8 protein-coding genes are annotated in these 17,639 nt (G+C 68.4%); 5 read left to right on the top strand and 3 right to left on the bottom strand.

The window, feature by feature from the left end; genetic code table 11:
* Positions 1-334 precede the first annotated feature (334 nt).
* From ACIP5W_RS35265 to ACIP5W_RS35245, 5 genes are all read left to right on the top strand, one after another.
* Positions 335-2,110, top strand: coding sequence for an ATP-dependent nuclease (locus ACIP5W_RS35265; RefSeq protein WP_401482103.1), 1,776 nt, complete (start codon positions 335-337; stop codon positions 2,108-2,110).
* Between the two features lie 377 nt (positions 2,111-2,487).
* Positions 2,488-3,687, top strand: coding sequence for an exonuclease SbcCD subunit D (locus tag ACIP5W_RS35260; RefSeq protein ID WP_401482102.1), 1,200 nt, complete (start codon positions 2,488-2,490; stop codon positions 3,685-3,687).
* 1 nt (position 3,688) lies between these two features.
* Positions 3,689-6,697 carry an AAA family ATPase gene (locus ACIP5W_RS35255; protein WP_401482100.1) on the top strand — a complete coding sequence of 1,003 codons (3,009 nt, stop codon included), beginning with the start codon at positions 3,689-3,691 and terminating at the stop codon, positions 6,695-6,697.
* 74 nt (positions 6,698-6,771) lie between these two features.
* Positions 6,772-9,027 carry a Helicase associated domain protein gene (locus tag ACIP5W_RS35250; RefSeq protein WP_401482098.1) on the top strand — a complete coding sequence of 752 codons (2,256 nt, stop codon included), beginning with the start codon at positions 6,772-6,774 and terminating at the stop codon, positions 9,025-9,027.
* A 161-nt stretch (positions 9,028-9,188) separates the two neighbouring features.
* Positions 9,189-9,890 (top strand): restriction endonuclease, encoded by a 702-nt coding sequence (locus ACIP5W_RS35245; RefSeq protein WP_401482097.1) that lies wholly within the window; start codon positions 9,189-9,191, stop codon positions 9,888-9,890.
* 170 nt (positions 9,891-10,060) lie between these two features.
* Here the strand turns inward: ACIP5W_RS35245 and ACIP5W_RS35240 are convergent, their stop codons facing one another.
* The 3 genes from ACIP5W_RS35240 to ACIP5W_RS35230 are packed head-to-tail and all read right to left on the bottom strand — an operon-like array spanning position 10,061 to position 17,090.
* Positions 10,061-12,685, bottom strand: a complete 2,625-nt coding sequence (locus tag ACIP5W_RS35240) for an RNaseH domain-containing protein (protein WP_401482095.1) — start codon at positions 12,683-12,685, stop codon at positions 10,061-10,063.
* Positions 12,679-15,936, bottom strand: coding sequence for a hypothetical protein (locus tag ACIP5W_RS35235; RefSeq protein ID WP_401482093.1), 3,258 nt, complete (start codon positions 15,934-15,936; stop codon positions 12,679-12,681). The genes ACIP5W_RS35240 and ACIP5W_RS35235 overlap by 7 nt, the downstream gene beginning before the upstream one ends.
* On the bottom strand, positions 15,933-17,090 hold the full coding sequence (locus tag ACIP5W_RS35230) for a hypothetical protein (protein WP_401482091.1): 1,158 nt from the start codon (positions 17,088-17,090) through the stop codon (positions 15,933-15,935). The genes ACIP5W_RS35235 and ACIP5W_RS35230 overlap by 4 nt, the downstream gene beginning before the upstream one ends.
* Positions 17,091-17,639: the final 549 nt, after the last annotated feature.

Here is a 17,639-nt window from a genome sequence, read left to right as displayed (position 1 = left end):
GCCACCCGCTACGACAAGACCGCCGAGTCCTACCAAGCAGCCGTCACCCTCGCATCGCTCCTGATGTGGGCGTGACATTTGAAGACACCGCCTAGGTGCGTCGTGACCGCTTCCCGATGGTCTGCGGGGAGTGGGCGCATGGCGTCAATTGGCCTGAACCGCAGGAGCGTTGCCGTCTGTGGCCCTAGGATGACGGTCCGTTCCGGGTGCTCAATCGTCCCACCCGTATGGATATCACCCACGCGTCACACCCTCCCCGGAGAGGGAGATTCGGAGCAGCTCGACCGTGTACCTCACTCGTTTCTCCGCGTGCGGCTTCCGTTCCCTGGCCCGGGTGGAGGACATCCCCGTCAGCAACCCGACGATCTTGGCGGGCCGTAACGACGGCGGCAAGAGCGCCGTACTGACCGCGCTGGCCTTCCTTTTGGGACGCCACCGCCTGACGGACGAGGATCGTACGTACCAGCAGACGGAAGGCGCCCCGGGAGGCCGCTGCTCCGAGACGTGGGTGGAGGGAGCCTTCACCCTTGACGCCGGCGAGCAGGATGCCACCGCCCTGCCACAGACTGTGCGGATCCGCCGTATCGCCCAGGAGGGCCAGGCGGCCCGGTGGGAGTACTACGGTTCCCGTCCGGCCGACAGCCGGCTGCACGACGTGGCCAGACTACTGAAGGGCGAACTGGCCGAATTGGTGGCCGAGTTCTCCCTGACCCCTGCCGGACCGCTCAAGGACGACCTGCTGCAGGCCGTCACCGCCTATGCGGCCGCAGCACCTCAGGTGGAGCAGTGGCAGGCACTCCCGAAAGAGCTCCAAGAGCGACTGCCCCGGCTGTTGCCGTTCGGCGGTAAGGACGAGCGTCCGGACGATGCGGTACGCACCGCCCTGAACAGCTGCTACGAGACCTACCTGGAAGACGACACCCTGCAAGGGCGGGTTCGGGAGATCGAGGCGGAGATCACTCAGCGTCTGGAGAAGGAGGCCGATTCTCTGTGCCAGCACATCCGCCGGCACTGCCGTGAGTTCGTCGGTGTGCAGGTCAAGCCAGAAGTGTCCTTCAAAGGAGGCTTCAGACGCGCTCCGTTGGAAGTTTCCAAGGCTGATGGCGAGCCGGTCGACCTGACCAGATCGGGTCAGGGGAGCAATCGCCGGATCGCGCTCGCCGTGTGGGAGTGGACCAGCAACCTGCTCGAGCACAGCGAGCTCGCCGCCGCGGGGGAGGGGGACGAGCAGGAGCCGACGCAGACCATCGTCGTCTACGACGAGCCCGATACTCACCTCGACTACCGCCACCAGCGCACCGTCATGGACATCATCCGCAAGCAGTGCGCCCTGCCCCACGTCAGCGTGGTGGTCGCCACCCACTCCATGAACCTCATCGACGGCGTCGACATCGCCGATGTCGTCCACCTCCGCCTCGGCGATCGCGGCCGCACCGTCGTCGAGCGCCTGGCGGACGAATCCCACGACGGCGTCGACTTCCACCTCGGGCAGATCGCCGCCTCCGTCGGACTACGCAACTCCGTCCTGCTGCACGAGCGCTGCTTCCTCGCCGTGGAAGGACCCACCGAACAGCAGTGCCTGCCACTGCTGTTCCGTCTCTCCCAGAGGCTGTCCCTGCAGGCGGCCGGCATCGCCCTGTGGGCTTGCGGCAACAACGAAGGAGCCCTCCACCTGGCCGGCTACCTTGTCAAGAACCGCCGCACGGTCATGCTGATGGTGGACGCCGACAGCCGCACCAACAAACACTTCAAGACCGAACGGCTCATCCGGACCGGACTCGATCTCGCCACCCAGGTCACCTACGTCGGTGAGGCCGAAGGCTTCAACGAACTCGAGGAACTTTTCACCGATCCCCAGTGGGCCGAGGCCGCCAATGCGCACTGGCCGCGTTCCGAAGGCAGGCAATGGGCGGCCGAGGACTTCACCGTGCACCGCGGCGGGAAGTTCAGCAGTCATGTTCTGGCCATGATCAAAGAAGGTGCCGAGCGGATGAGCCCCGACGGCAAAGACGACATGCTCTACTCGCTGGTGACCACCCTCACGAAGGCCGAGGATGTCCCGTCACAGCTCAGGGACGCTTTCAGGGACATTCAGGTCCTGGCTTCCTGACCGTTCGGCCGGCACGGCGCTGCAGCATGCGCTCTTTGCGCTGTTGTAGCGTCGGGGCCGCCCAGGCGTGCCAGCCCACCTCCGCCACATGCTGCCGGCCGTGACCTCGTGCCTCGATCCCGCACCAGCGGCACCCGTCCGGCGCCGCCACGGATCCACTGCTGGTAGAACGCGATAACGACATCACATCCTCCTTCCCCCCCACCGCATATCTTGCCCCCTGCCACTGACAATCACCCGGCGGCGGCACCCCGCCCAGCGATGGGACAAAACCACTGAACTCCCACGTAGTGCGTCGCGTCACGGTTTCCGTTGCGACGCCCGTTTATCAGGAAAACCGTCCGTAACCGCTCTCTCTGTGGTTACTGTCTGCACTCATGCGGTTTCTGCACACTTCGGACTGGCACCTGGGCCGCCGGTTCCACACAGAAGACCTGATCCCCGCCCAGGGCGCCTTCCTGGACCACCTGGTCGACACCGCCCAGGCGGAGGACGTCGACGCGATCCTCGTGGCAGGCGACATCTACGACAGGGCCATCCCCAGCCTGGACGCCGTGCGCTTGTTCAACCGCGCCCTGCACCAGCTCGCCGACCTCGATGTGCCGATCATCATGATCAGCGGAAACCACGACTCCGCGCACCGCCTCGGCGTCGGATCCGGCCTCCTCGCCCGTGCCGGGATCCACTTGCGGACCGACCCCGGCACCTGCGACATCCCCGTCCTCCTCGAAGACGCCGACGGCCCCGTAGCCGTGTACGGCATCCCCTACCTCGAGCCGTCGATGGTCCGCGACCGCCTGGAAGCCGAAGCCATCTCCCACCGCGCAGTACTGACAGCAGCCCTGGACCGCATCCACGCCGACCTCACCAACAACCAGCCGGCCGGCACCCGCTCCGTGGTCCTCGCACACGCCTTCGTCACCTCCGGAACCGGGCAGCCCGAGGAACGTGAGGAACGGGAGGAGGCCGACAGCGAACGCGAAATCGCCGTGGGTGGTGTCGCCCACGTCGGCGCCGACGTCTTCCACGGGATCGACTACGTGGCCCTGGGCCACCTCCACGGCCCCCAGCGCGTCACCGACCGCATTCACTACAGCGGCTCCCCGCTGGCCTACTCCTTCTCCGAAGCCCGCCACACCAAGTCGATCACTCTGGTCGACCTCACCCCCAATGTCGTTCCCACCCTCACCCACCGGCCCTGCCCCGTGCCGCTGCGCCTGGAACGCGTGACCAGCTTCATGGAAGACCTCCTGACCAACCCCGACCACGAGCCGCTGAAAGATGCCTGGCTCGAGGTCACCCTCACCGACACGGCCCTGCCCTTCGAGGCCATGGCCCGCCTGCGCCGCCGCTTCCCCCACACCGCCAGCCTCAAGCACAAGCCCGCCTTCATCCCCTCCCAGGCCACGAACACTCCCACCTACAGCGAACGCATTCGCGGCCGCGGCGACCTCGACATCACCAGCGATTTCATCAGCAACATGCGCGGAACCGACCCCACACCGGACGAACATGCCCTGCTCCAGCAGGCCGTCGAAGCCTCCCGCCTGAACGAGCAGCAGAAGGAAACCGTCTGACATGCGCCTGCACACCCTGCGCCTGCAGGCCTTCGGACCCTTCGCCGGCACCCACACCATCGACTTCGACGCCCTGTCCGCCGACGGCCTGTTCCTCCTGCACGGCGACACCGGAGCAGGCAAGAGCACCATCTTCGCGGCCATCTGTTTCGCCCTCTACGGCAAACCACCGGGCGACCGCGACCTGCTGCTGCGCAGCCACCACGCTCCCGCCAGCCTCCTGACCGAGGTCACCCTCGAGGTCACTCTTGCAGGGCGCCGCCTGCGCATCGACCGGATCCCCGCCCAGATGCGCCCCAAGCGATCCGGTGAAGGCGAAACCTCCCAGAAGGCAGAAACCCGGCTCAGTGAATGGGCCGTCGACGCCGACGGCCAGGGCCGCTGGGAACCTTCCAGCAAGTCCCACCAGGAGGCTGCCGTTGAGGTGACTGACCTGCTGGGCATGAGCCGGGATCAGTTCTGCCAGGTCGTCCTGCTGCCGCAGAACGAATTCACCAAGTTCCTCCACGCCGACGCCCACGGCCGACGAGAACTCCTCGGTAAACTCTTCCGCACCGGTCGCTTCTCCTTCATCGAGCGCTGGCTGAACGACCACAGCCGCACCACCGAGAAGAACCGCGACGCCGCCCGCGCCGACGTACTGCGCCTGGTCGAACGCATCCACCAGGCCGCCGGACCCGACCTGGAAACCGAGTACACGGCGCCTACCTCCGACGACCCGCACACGCTCACCGAGCCCGCTCGCGCCTGGGCCCAGGACTTGCTGCGCGCCAGCCACACCAACCACACAACAGCACTCCAAGCAGCCACAACAGCCAAAGAAAACCTGGTCAGACAGCAGACCCTCGAAGCCGCGGCCCGCGAACTCCACCAGCAACAAACCACCTACACCAGCGCCCGGCAGCAATTCGACCTGCTCCAGCAACAGGCACCGCACCAGCACGCACTGGTCCAGCGCCGCGACCAGGCCCGCCGTGCCCAACAGGCAGCACCGCTGCTGCACGCTGCGGACACCGCCGCAGACGAGCACACCCGTGCCCAGCATGCCGAACGCACCGCCCGCGAACACCTGTTGCCCGAACACAAGGACCTGGACGCCGGCCAGCTGGAAACCGCCGAGCAGCATCTTCGTGCCGAAGCCGCCCTCTTGACCGCCCTCATCCCCGAAGAAGACACGGTCCACCGGCTGACCAATGAGCTGAAGCGCACCGACGCCGAACGGCAGGATTTCGCCACCCAGCAACGCACAGCCCAGGACTGGCTCGAAGCCGAGCCCGCCCGGCGCGGCACCCTCGAAGCCCGGCGAGAAGCCGCCCGCCAGGCCGAAGAAGAAAGCCGCCGCCACCAGACCGCCCTGGACAGCCTCAAAACCCGCCTCGAAGCCGCCAGGCGCCGCGACACCCATCTCGCCCAGGTCACCAAGGCCGAACAGCAGCTGGCCGATGCAGAAGCAGTCACCCACCAGACCGGCCAGGACTACCTGACCATCCGCCGCCGCCGCACCGAAGGCATGGCCGCCGAGCTTGCCACCACCCTCACCGACGGCACGCCCTGCCCGGTCTGCGGATCCTGCACCCACCCGGCGCCCGCCGCTCCCCAGGAGGGGCAGCCCACACGCCAGGACGAGCAGGACGCCGAAGCCCTCCACGAGCAGGCCAAGGCCACCCAGAAAGCCGCCGCGGCCGTGCTGCACGGGCTCCGCGAACAGGCTGCCACCGCCACCGGTGAAGCCGGCGACACCCCCCTGACCGACCTCCAGACCCAGCACACCACGCTCACCACGGAGTTGACCGACGCACTGGACCGTGCTGCAGACCAGGGCACCGTCCAAGAAGAACTCCTCACACTCGACAGCGAGCACACGGCCCAGACCCAGCACCACAGCACCGCCACGGCCGGTCTGTCCGCCCGCAACGCCCACTACGACACCCTCACCCAGCAGCTCACCGAGCTGAGCGCCAAGCTCACCGCAGCCCGCGGCACCCATCCCACCGTCGCCGCCCACGCCGACGACCTCACCCGCACCGCCGACCGCCTCAAAGAGACCGCCGAGGCCTCCCGCAACCTCGCCGCCGTCGTCCAGACCCTCACGCACCGCACCGACCAGGCCACCCTCGCCGCCAAAGACCAGGGCTTCGACACCCTGGCACTCGCCCGGCAGGCCCTGCTCAGCGACGAAGACCTGCGCGCCATCGAAGAAGAGATCACTCAGTGGCGCGAGACCTGCGCCGCCCACACCGCAGTTCTGGACAACCCGGCACTGCAGCAGGCCGCCGCGCAACCTTCCGCCGACCTCGGCGCCGCCACGGCTGCAAGGGCCGCCGCGGATGACCAGCACGCCGAGGCGGCCGCTGCCGCGAGTGCCGCCCACACCCGCAGCCAGGCCCTCACCGCCCTCACTGCCGACCTCGACGCCGCCGTCCAACACCTGCACCCGCTTGAGCAGGCTCACCTCACCGCCCGCCACCTGGCCGAACTCATCACCGGCAACTCACCCAGCGCCCGGGTGCGCATGCAGCTGGAGGCCTACGTCCTGGCTGCCCGCCTCGAAGAAGTCGTCACCGCCGCCAACACCCGCCTGCACATCATGTCCGAAGGCCGCTACACCCTCTCCCACTCCGACCACCAAGCCGCCCGCGGCGCCCGCTCCGGCCTCGGCCTGCAGATCACGGACTCCTGGACCGGCCGCCCCCGCAAAACCGACACCCTCTCCGGCGGCGAATCCTTCTTCGCCTCCCTGTCCCTCGCCCTCGGCCTGGCCGACGTCGTCACCCACGAAGCCGGCGGCAACCCCCTGGACACTCTCTTCATCGATGAAGGCTTCGGCACTCTCGACGAAGACACCCTCCACAAGGTCCTCGACGTCCTGGACTCCCTGCGTGCCCACGACCGCACCGTCGGCGTCATCAGCCACGTCCCCGAACTGCGCCGCCGCATCACTCACCGCCTGCACGTCCGTAAAAGCCCCGCCGGATCCACCCTCGCCCACCTGACCGAAGCAGCCGAATAGCCTGCACCCTGACAGGGCGGGGCGCCTTGCCCCGCCCCCCTGTCCAGCCGACCTCCACGGAGCAGCACACCTTCATGGCTTCCGAAATCGAGCTGCGGCCCCACCAGAAGGAAGCCGTCGCCGCCGCGACCGCCACGCTCCGCGATCACACCCGCGCCAGCGTGATCGCGGCCTGCGGCACCGGCAAGACCCTCATTGCCGCCCGTACCACCGCCCGCATTGCCCCCCGCGGACGTGTGCTGGTGCTGCTGCCGACACTGGACCTGCTGTCGCAGACGATCCGTTCTTGGCGTCTGGCCGGCCGCAAGGGCACCACCGTGGCGGTGTGCTCGGCCCGCCAGGCCCTCGACCACGAACCGGTCGGCACCGACATCCCGCTCACCACCGACCCCGCCGAACTGACCGCCCTCATCACCACACCTCGCCCCGGGCCGGTCACCGTCTACGCCACCTACGCCTCGCTGCCCGCCGTGGTCGCCGCCCACCGTGACCACCACCTGACTTCCTGGGATCTGGTGGTCGTCGACGAGGCCCACAGAACCGCCGGCCGCCTCGGCAAGGCCTGGGCATCTGTCCACCACGACGACCAGGTGCCCGCCGTCCGACGCCTCTACCTGACCGCTACCCCCCGCATCTGGGACCCCCACGACGCCCCGGACGACGACGGAGCAGAGACGGTGGCCTCCATGAACGACGAAGCCCTCTTCGGCCCTGTCGCTTACCGACTGTCCCTCTCCGACGCCATCGACCTCGGCCTGCTCGCCGATTATCAGATCCTCGTCCCTGTCGTCACCGACGAAAACCTGCGTGACTGGCTCGCCACCGGCCCCGGCGCCGGCGTCGACGGACTGCGCCTGGCCGGCCGCCAAGTCGCCGCCCTACGCGCCATACACGACCACCGGCTGCGCCGCATCCTGACCTTCCACCACCGTGTCGCCGACGCCCGCGCCTTCGCCACCACCCTGACGGAGACAGCCGCCGCCCTTCCCGAACACCAGCGCCCCCAGGGGCTGTGGGCAGACTGGGTCAGCGGCAGCCACACCCCGCAAATCCGCCGCCGCCTCCTGCTTGAATTCACCTCACACACCAGCCCCGATACACCGGCCGTCCTGTCCAATGCCCGCGTGCTGGGTGAGGGCATCGACGTGCCCGACATCGACGCGGTGGTCTTCGTCGACCCCAAGAACAGCCCCGTCGACACCGTCCAGGCCGTCGGCCGCGCCCTGCGCCAGCACCCCGGCGCAGGCAAGAAGGCCACCCTCGTCGTCCCCGTCTACCTCACCCCCGACGAAGACCCCGACGACCTCCTCGGCGCCGACGCCTACACCCCACTGTGGCGCACCATCCAGGCCCTGCGCTCCCACGACGACCGCCTCGACGCCCGCCTGTCCGACCCGCGCACCCACCGCCCCACCACGCCCCCCGAGGACCCCGAAGCCTGGCTGCATTTCGACCGCCCCACCCAGGCAGACGAGATCGCCCTCGCCCTGTCCCTGCGCGTCCTTGCCCCCAAGAGCGCCGAATGGCGCCGCGGCCTCGCCTCGGCCCGCCGCTTCCGCCACACCCACCACCACCTCGACGTCCCCCAGAACTACGAGGACCCCACCGGCTACCCCCTGGGACGCTGGCTGACCTGGCAACGCCACCTGCACACCAAGAACACGCTCGACGCCGTACGCGTGCAGGCCCTCGAACGCCTCGGCATCATCTGGGACCCCCGCCAGCAGGCCTTCGACCGCGCACTGGCCCACGCCGCCGCGTACGCCGCCCGCCATGGCCACCTCGCCGCACCCGTCGACGAGATCCACGACGGCTTCCCCCTCGGCCGTTGGCTGGCCACCCAGCGCAAGCGCGCCGAGACCCTCACCGAGCAGCGCGCTACCGCCCTCACCGCCCTGGACCGGTGGTGGAACCCGCCCTGGCCGATCACCTGGCAACGGGCCTACCACGCCGCCCGTCAGAGCCGGACCGCCAACAAGACTGCCGCCGAGGCAGAGCGCTGGCTTGAGTCACAGTGTGCCCGCTCCGATCGTCTGCACCCTGAGCAGAGGTCGCTGCTCGCGGAGTTGGGGCTGCTCGAACTGCCCGACACATCCGCCTCCCCGGTGGCGGAGAGCCGCCTGCCGGCGCGCGAGAGTGCCTTCCAGCGCGGGCTGGCCGCCGCACGCGCCTTCCGCGCGCGCGAAGGCCATCTCGACGTCCCCCAGCGGCATATCGAGAAGATCGAAGGCGACCCCGTGCGCCTGGGCCAGTGGCTGAGCAACCTGCGCCGCCGCCGCTCCGGCCTCAGTCCGCAGAGGCAAGCAGCCCTGGCCGAACTCGGCCTGTAAACAGGCGAACGCACCTCCCGAGGAGAACAGCCAGACGCCAGCCGACAGAAGGGAGGGAGGTTCAAGCCAATGGCCTGACTGCGCCCTGGCGGGGCCGTTCGGCATGACCACACTGCACCGCGGGGAGGAATCCATCCCTGCCGGTGCAAGAGGGGGCGGAAATGGCGGCCAAACGCAAGCGCAAGGCAATGCGCAGACGACGCATCACCACCCGGAACAAAGCAGCAGCAGGATTGCTTGCCGCGCTGGTCCTGCTCGGCCTGCTGCAGCCGACGCTGCTGCCGTACCTCGGCGCCCTGCTTGCCGCCGCGGGAATCGGCTGGATGGTGTGGCGGCTCTGGCGCACCGACCGGCTGCTGCGAAGCAAGGACGACGCTTGGAGACGACAGGAGGAGATCGCAGCCGGACAGCGGACGCTGGCTGCCATCGATGCGATGACCGGCACCGAGTTCGAGGAAGTGGTTGCCGAGTTATGCCGCCGTGACGGCTGCACGCAGGTGCGCCGAGTAGGCGGGACCGGGGACAACGGAGCCGACGTGCTCGGCCGGCTGCCCGACGGCCGGACCATGGTGATCCAATGCAAGCGGTACGCACCCCACCGGACGATCGCCAGTCGCGAAGTGCGCGATCTGCTGGCAGCCAAGGTGCATTTTGCTGCGGATGTTGCCATCTTCGTCGCCACCACACGCTTCAGCTCCCAAGCCGAGGCATTCGCGGTCAAGCACCACATCCTCACCCTGCACCGTGACTTCTTCGGTCTGTGGAACAACGGGACACCGCTGCTGTCCCTGGCCGAAGTCAACGGACGCGGACAGGGAGAAGCCCACCACCGAGCACGCTGGAAACAGACGTATTCCAAGTAACCAGCCGCATACTCCAGTTGGACGGCCTGTTCGGCTTGCGACAGGTCAGGGGCGGCACAGCGCACCCGGCCCCGCCTCGCCCTGAACCCATGCGGGGCACGGCAGCAGCCAACAGCCATCGGCTGCGCCGGCACCGCTCCTGGAAGCCGCCGTGCCCGCCGTCACCGCACCTACTCGCTCAGTCCTTCCTGGTCGACGAAGCCCGGATGCTTTTCATCAGCGCTCTTCGCCAGATGCAGCGGCGCGGGCAGATTGGTGCGCCCATCCCACATAGCGGCCTGCTCCGAGATCCTCGCGGCAAGACCTGCCAGCTGCTCCTCGCGCCAGCCGCCAAGGTGAGCGATGACGTATTCGGTGCGGGTCATGGCGTGGAAGGGAGCACCCATCTGGGCCAGCTGTCCGCCGGGCAGAGTACGGCGCGTGTACTGGGTGCCGGTGCGCTGGCCGCCTGCATGCTGACGGGACTGCCCGGAAAACAGCCACGACACCACACCGCCGTGATCGTGACGGTAGAGGATCTTCTCCGGCATGACCGGCTGCAGCGGGTTGGCCGGCAGTCTGCTCCCACCCCCGGTGCGCCGTGACGGCTGGGGGGTGCCCTGCCCGTTGCCGACCCTGACGACCGCCACATCCCGCCCCTGCGCCATCAGACTCTGTCCAGGGACACCGCCGTCCCCGAGTCGGTCGTTGCACAGCCCGGGCCAGATTCGCTCACGCTCCTCGGCGAAGACGATGATCGGATACCGGTCACCGAGTGCAGCCAGCGCCCGCTCCACATAGGTGCGGACATTGTCCGGCCCTCCATGGTCTTCCCGCAGGTGATGCCCCTTCCTCCCGATGGGACCCGCATGGTGCAAGGCCCTTGCCTGGGCCAGCGGAAGCCAGCCCTGATCGCTGTACATCAGGGTGGGCCAGTAGGCGTCCTCGCCAAGCGGGATCCGCATCGCGACCAGCGTGATGGCCAGCACGGCCGACTTGCGAGGTCGGCCGGGACGTTCACCGAAGCGGTGGTAGCGGGTCCACAGCCCCACGGCTACAGCTTCCCGATCCAAGGCGGTGTCCTTGGCGTTGCGGTGGAAGGCGGTGGCAGCCAGGCGGTTGTCGATGAGGCCAGAGTCGCAGTGCAGGCTGCCGAGCGCGATCTGCACCGCATGGTCGTCCTTGTAGGCAACATCCGGCTCCGGCAGACCCGCCTTGAGGGCCCTGGCCCGCGCGACCTTCTCAGGCGTGTTCAGCCGATACGGGTCGCCAGGGTCGGAATCCATGGTGATGAACTGCGAGGGGATGCCGCGCTCGGCGAAAAGCCCTTTCAGCGCGTGCTTGGCGTCCGTCACCCCCGCTTCCTTCTCCTGCTCGCTGAGGTAGCGCGTCTCACACAGGGCCGCGACCAGGGACCGCCCAGCACCAGGCTTGAACCACGGCAGCGTGTTCAGAATCAGACTACGGTCGTGGCTCCCATGGCGGACCAACTCGGGCACCCGCACCGCCACGAGCTCATACCCGGACGCCAGGACCACCGGCTGCTCATCGGGCAGCTCAGCCAGCTCGGGCCGTGCATAGTCACGAGCCAGCTGCCCCATCACCCGCGCGCGCCACTGCGCCGACTCGTACAGCACGACGGTGCGCACCGTATCGAGACGGGCAACGGCCATGGCGTCGGCCATCTTGTCGGCCGGCACGTAGGGCGGCAGACTTCCGCCCGGCTTACTGATCTTGATAGACGTGCCGGTGTAGACGACGGGCTCCTGGCCGAGGACCTGCCCGGCGTGTTCCTCAAGCCGGGCGTGGAACATCACACCAGCACCTTTGTCGATCGGGTGCTTGCCCGTGCGGTGCACCCCGCGCACCTCTGTCAGCTCGTCCAGCCCCGTCAGGGGCGGCTGGGGCAGGCGGCCGACCCCGCAAGCCTCGACGATCTGTGCCGCCGCCCCGCGGTAGAGGACGGCCGAAGGCTGCATGAACCCGCCCGGACCCTTCTCCCACCGTGTGGTGATCGGGGCCTTGAGGATGATGTCCGGATTGACGGGATGGCGCAGCAAGACGTTGCGGATGCCCTTGTAATGGGTGGCGACGCGCGAGATACGCGCCGACAGATGCGCAATGAGAGTCTTTCCGCCGGGGGCGGGTTCGACCTCGATGTGAATGCGCTCCATGGCGTAGCCGACGATGCGCCGACGTTTGCCGCTCTCCTCGTCGATCCATGACCTCTCGTGGACCAGCGGGGCCTGCCACGCCAGCAGGTCGCCCTCACTGTCGAGGTGGAACCGCAGCGCGGGCAGCGACTCGTCGAGCGGGAGCGGCTGGGCGGCCAGCATGCCCGCCAGCCGCCACCCGGCCACCCGAAACGCCCAGCGCGGACCGGTGATCCGCCCCATGGCATCGCGGTGCAGCAGCGAACTGAGCGGCTGAGGCCCCTCGTCGGACAGCTGCAGCAGAGCAGCCAGCGTGTCGCGGCCGTCATGTCCGTCCAGCCGCGTCTCCCACTCCCGCATCAGAGTGCGTACCACGGCCCCGTCCAGCGCCCCGGGCGTGACGATCACGCTCCGCCCGGCCCACCGGCCGGTCCTGGCAGGCCGGTCAGGGTTGGTGAACACCAGCCGCTCACCGATCACGGCACGCGCCGCCGTCTGCAGGGACGCGATCGGCTGCACGGCATCCTTGCCCCGCGGCTTCGGCAACCGCCGCCAGGCCGGCGCGAACGACTCGTCCTGCGGATAGACGTGCACCGTGCCCAGCAGTCGGTCATCCAGCTCGAAGGACAGGGTGAACAGGCTGCCGTGGTCGTCACTCACCATTCGCCCAGCTCCTCTTCCTCATATCCGGTGGGGGAGTGCTCCGTCAGCCCCAGCAGGGCATCGGTCATGGTGGTGCGGTAGACGGCGTCGATCAGCGGCATGTGGTCCTCGGCCTGCCATTTCCCGCGCAGCTGCTCAAGGAGGGCGGGCAGCGTGGAGTCGGCGGCGGTCTGGGTGAAGGCGGCGTCCAGCAGCCGTAGCCGCCCGTGATCTCCGCCGCGGCGGGTGCGCCCGCCCAGCTGGATCAGCCGGGTCAGGATCTCCGCGACCACGGCGAGCTTGACGTCCTGGCCCAGCGACTTGAAGTAGCCCTGCCCGCTGCGGATGTCATCGAAGATCTGGCCCGCCACGATCCGCAGCCGCTCCAACTCCGCCGCGGGCTCCGGACCGGGACGCCGCCGCTGGTAGGCCAGAGAGTTGACTAGGGACAGCAGCACCGGCGGATCTTCCATCACCGGGATAGGTCGGTTGACGAGGCAGGCCACATGCAGCAGGGAACGCCCGGCACGGTCGACGATGTTCAGACCACGCTCGACCCGCGCCATGGGGGCGATCAGGTACCGGCACCGGCCGTGACCCACGGCGTGGGGGAACTGCTCGAGCCGGTTGCTCAGGATCGGAACCCAGCCGGGAGGCATCCGCTCCAGCGACGCCATCTTCTGCGGCTGCACCGCCACACAGATCTCTGATGCCGCGACCCCCGCCTCGATCATGCCGCGGGCGAGCGCAGGACCGGCATCGTAGGCAGTCGGCGCAAGCAACGCATACGCACGGTGCGCGGTAGCCGGGTCGGCGGCCACCGCGTCGAGCTGCGCGGGAAAATCCTTGCCGACGCTGCGCCCCATGGCCGCATAGGCCTGCTCCCGGTTCACTCCGTCGGTGCCGGACACCACGATGCCCGCCCCGTTGTCCTGGCCAGCCTGCAGCTCCACGGTGAGGCCTCCATTGACGTCGTCCGGCACGTACCAGGCCGGCTCCGCCAGGAGGTGATGACGCGGCGCGTACGGCATGAACGCCGTGGCAGACATCCCGATCACCGCCCGCCGGGTGCCGGTATGGGCGAGCGCGGTCACCTCGCCCAGATAAGCCAGATGAGCGTGCGGATCCCCGACATAAGACTTCAGCCGCAGCGCCGTCTCATGCCGGTCACCAGGATCGAACGTCTCGGAGAACGCGAACAGCGCACGCCCCAAAGGACCGTAGGGGGCAGCCCGCCACGGCACGTGCGAGGCCAGCGCATCCACCAGGTCATTGCCGGCGGAGATCCCCGCCCCCTGCAACGGCGCCGCGACACCGACAATGCGGTGCAAGATGCTGCGCATCTCCTCCAAATACGCCCGCCGGGCCGCCAGCAACGCCAGCGAAGACAGCCGCTTCTCGTCCTCCTCACCGGTAATCGCCGAAAACGCTTCCCCAATCCGCTTCAAGGTGACGTGCGTGAGCCGGTCCGACCCGCCGACCAGATCCGTGACCGAGGACAAAAGCTCCCTCAGCTCGGCCAGCCCCTCGACCTCATCAGCGAACTCCAGCGGCCCCTCCCGCTTATAGAGCTGGTTGACCGCCTCCATCTGCCGCTCCGTGGGCCGATCCCCAGCCTCCAGCCCAAAGATCCGAGAGGCGAACATCCCGTCCCAGCGACGCGGCACCACCATGCTGCGCCGCTCCCGGTCGGGATGGATGACCCCGCCGACGAGGTGCGACACGTAGGACTCGGCCAGCCACACCAGGTGGTTGATCAGCGGCCGCAGGTACTGCTCAAGGCTCATCGGCAGCCGGTGGCAGTGCCGCCGGAACTGGCTGTCGAGCTCGCGCACCGGCGTGCGCTCCGCACCGTCCTGCGCCAGCAGTACCTGACGGGCCGCCCGGTCGAAGGCCTGCGCCTGCAGCGCATCGGCCTCGTCGACGATGACCAGATGACTGCGGTGCAGCAGCAGCTGCTCGGTGGTCATCCGCCGCCCCGGAGCAGGACGCCCCGCCACCGGCGCGTGAATGTGCCCGGTCAGGAAGTTCGCATGATTGGTGACAAGGATGTCCGCCGACGCCGCGGCCCGGTGGTGGCGGAACTTCCCGCAGCCGCCGCGCCACGGGCAGGCCAGGGCCTTGTCCGCTTTCGGCCCGTTGGGCTTGAGCTGGTCGCACGGCTCCTGACCCGGAGTCCACGCGTCCACCGCTTCAGAAGAGATGGTGGCATGCCCGGTCAGGGGGCAGCTATAAGACATCTCCCGGTACACCCAGGTCCGAAAGTCCGCATCGTCCTGCGGGTTGCCGGCCGTCTGCACGGCCAGATCCATCATGGAGGCGGGGGAGACGAGCGGAGTGACCTGTGCAGAGACCTTCAGGGCGGCCAGATCCTGCCGCAGCCGGTACACCGTGGCCAGGACCTGAGCACTCTGCGGAACAACCAGCGAGATCACCCGCTCCCGCTGGGCGCACCACACCGCGACGAGTTCACTCAGGACGTTTTTACCCATCCCGGTGGGAGCGTGGAAGACCCGCAGCGGCCCGGCCTTCACGCGCAGGACCTCACCCACGCCCATGCCGTCGCGGCCCCGGACGTGCCGCCTGATATCCGCGACCGCCTTGCGCCGGTAGTCCTGCCCGCGCAGCTCATCGAGCCGGCCCGCGATCTCCTCCAGGTCGGCGAAAGGGATCACCACCTCGTCCGCGACCGGGGCGTCACCCAGCTCCTGCACCACGCTGGGAGCAGGAGGCCCTTGGTAGTCGAGGTCGTAGAAGACGTCTACCACCCGGCCCGACGGGCTGAGCGGATCCCTGATCCGCAGGTCGCTGACGTAGGAGCCCGGCGGCGCAGGCTTGGGCAGCACCTGCCCCTTGGCCGCGTTGTCCTCAAGCTCGTCCAGCAAGACATCGATAAGGGCTTCCTCGTCGCCCACAGGCAGGATCAGCACCTGCTCCTCCCCATCGGCCGGGGCGAACTCGACCGTCTCCCCGCTGTCCAGGACCGCTGCCGTCTCCGTGACAAACACCGAACGGGAGGCAAGGACCGCCGGCCGCTGCCGCAGCATCCGCGTGATCCGCACCTGATCGGACAGAGCCAGCGAAGACCAGCCATCCCACAGATGCATCTGCCCCGTGGCCAGGAAATGTGCATCAGCAAGATCCACCACACACCGCCACGCCGCCTGCTCCTCCGCCGCCCGGTTGGGGAACACCCGCGCGGCCAGCAGGATCGCCGCCCGCAGCGTCAGCGGCACACCGACGGAGTACTTCGCATTCTTCGGCGACGTCATGCACCCATCCCCTTCAACCGCCGGGTCACAGCCGCCCTGAAACGGCTGACCGTGAACACGCTGTAGCGCTGCCCGTCAGCAGTCCGCAGCCCATCGAGCCCGGACTGCAGCTGCCTGACCTGGCTATGCCGGTAGTTGGGCACGACCACCGTCTCCCCGACAGGCGGCCGGTCGATGATCGTCTGCGCGTCCTGGTGGTCCTTGACGTCCACCCGCCACCGGTGCCCGTCCGCCAGGTAGACGCCGACATCCCACTCGTCCAGGTTCTCCCAGCGCTCGACCCGCACCCCCTCCTGCTTCTCCAACCACTGCATCAGGCCCACCTCACTCAGCCCGGGACAGGTGATGTACCGCCACACCCCCCAGTCCAGGCACAACACGCCCTCCGCCGGCTCCGCAGCCGTCGCCAACCGGCCCCGCCCACCGGTCAGTACAGGCGGGCCACCCCGTTTGCCACCGCCCGGAAGCAGGCCGAACCGGCTCTGATGCGGCGGATACTCACACCGCAACTGCCCACCCCGCAGCACCATCGGATACCGGCACTGCGGACACGGCCACAGCCACGACGACGTCCCCACCCACACCCGGTCCGAGGGAACAGGCCGATACACGTCCATCCGCGCCGCGCCACGCCGCGAATACTCCTCGACCAACGCGCGCTCTGTGCCGTACGGCACCTCGGTCAGCATGGTCCGCGCCGCCACGTAGCCGGCCTGCCCATGAGAGCGGATGTGCCGAAAAGCAGCCCGCTCCGTCTGTTCAGCCGTCTGCCGAACCCACGCCGGAAGCCACGTCCCACCAAGCTCGAAGTATCCGTCGTCCCCATACAGGGCCTCCAGATAGTTCATCCCCGCCTCGAAGGCCTCCTCGGTCAGCTCACCGTTGTCCGTCAGGACAACCAAATCGCCCATGGCAGAAGGCAGTTCGCCCCAAGGAAACGGCACCCAATCCCGCAAGCGCCCCGGCAGCAGATCGATCATCTCGGCAGGAGTCGAAGGGCCTGCCCCCACTGGCAGACTCGACAAGAGCACCCCGTGCATACGAGACAGCTCCTGCCACGCACGAGGCTCTTCCATCCGGTTAATCCACGCCGCCCCGGCTCGCAGAGCAGCGGTAATGATCCTCCGAGCGGCAACATGTTGACTGACAGGCACAGCTCATCACCCCTCCACGCCCCACCATTGGTATTCGGGGCTCATTCCAGACGGGCCAACAGCTTCCGGAAGATACAGGTTGGCACTGACAACGCACTCCAAAACCGACAAAGACGTCCCCCCGCGGCAGTGGGGTGCTACAGGAAACCGGATACGCCGGCAGGCGTGTTTCACGGCCCACTCTGCTGGCCCGTCAGGGCCAAAGCCCACGCGCCCAGATATGGCAGAGGGGGAGGGGAACCGGATAACTGTCTAAAAAACCCTTACGACATCACGGCGCCGTAGGCGCCGAGATACGCGCTTCCCGAACCTGCCCGGCAGGGCAGGGACCGAACTCACCCAGCACCCCACAGTCATGCCGCCAGGCATGACACCTGGACACGCGACAGCGGGGCCGCCAGGCCCCGCCCTTCCTTCCTGTCGGCCCGTCAGGGCCGACCCAGCCAACACACAGTCATGCCGCCAGGCATGACGACGCGTCACCTAACGGGCCGTCAGGCCCGTAGTTGGCCGCCAGGCCAACTGAAGAGCCGTCAGGCTCTCCGCCCC

The organism is Streptomyces sp. NPDC088766 (genome assembly GCF_044750845.1).
In the GTDB taxonomy this organism is placed as follows: Bacteria; Actinomycetota; Actinomycetes; order Streptomycetales; family Streptomycetaceae; genus Streptomyces.
The sequence above is the reverse complement of the archived record's forward strand: the minus strand, read 5'-3'. Positions and strand labels throughout refer to the sequence as shown.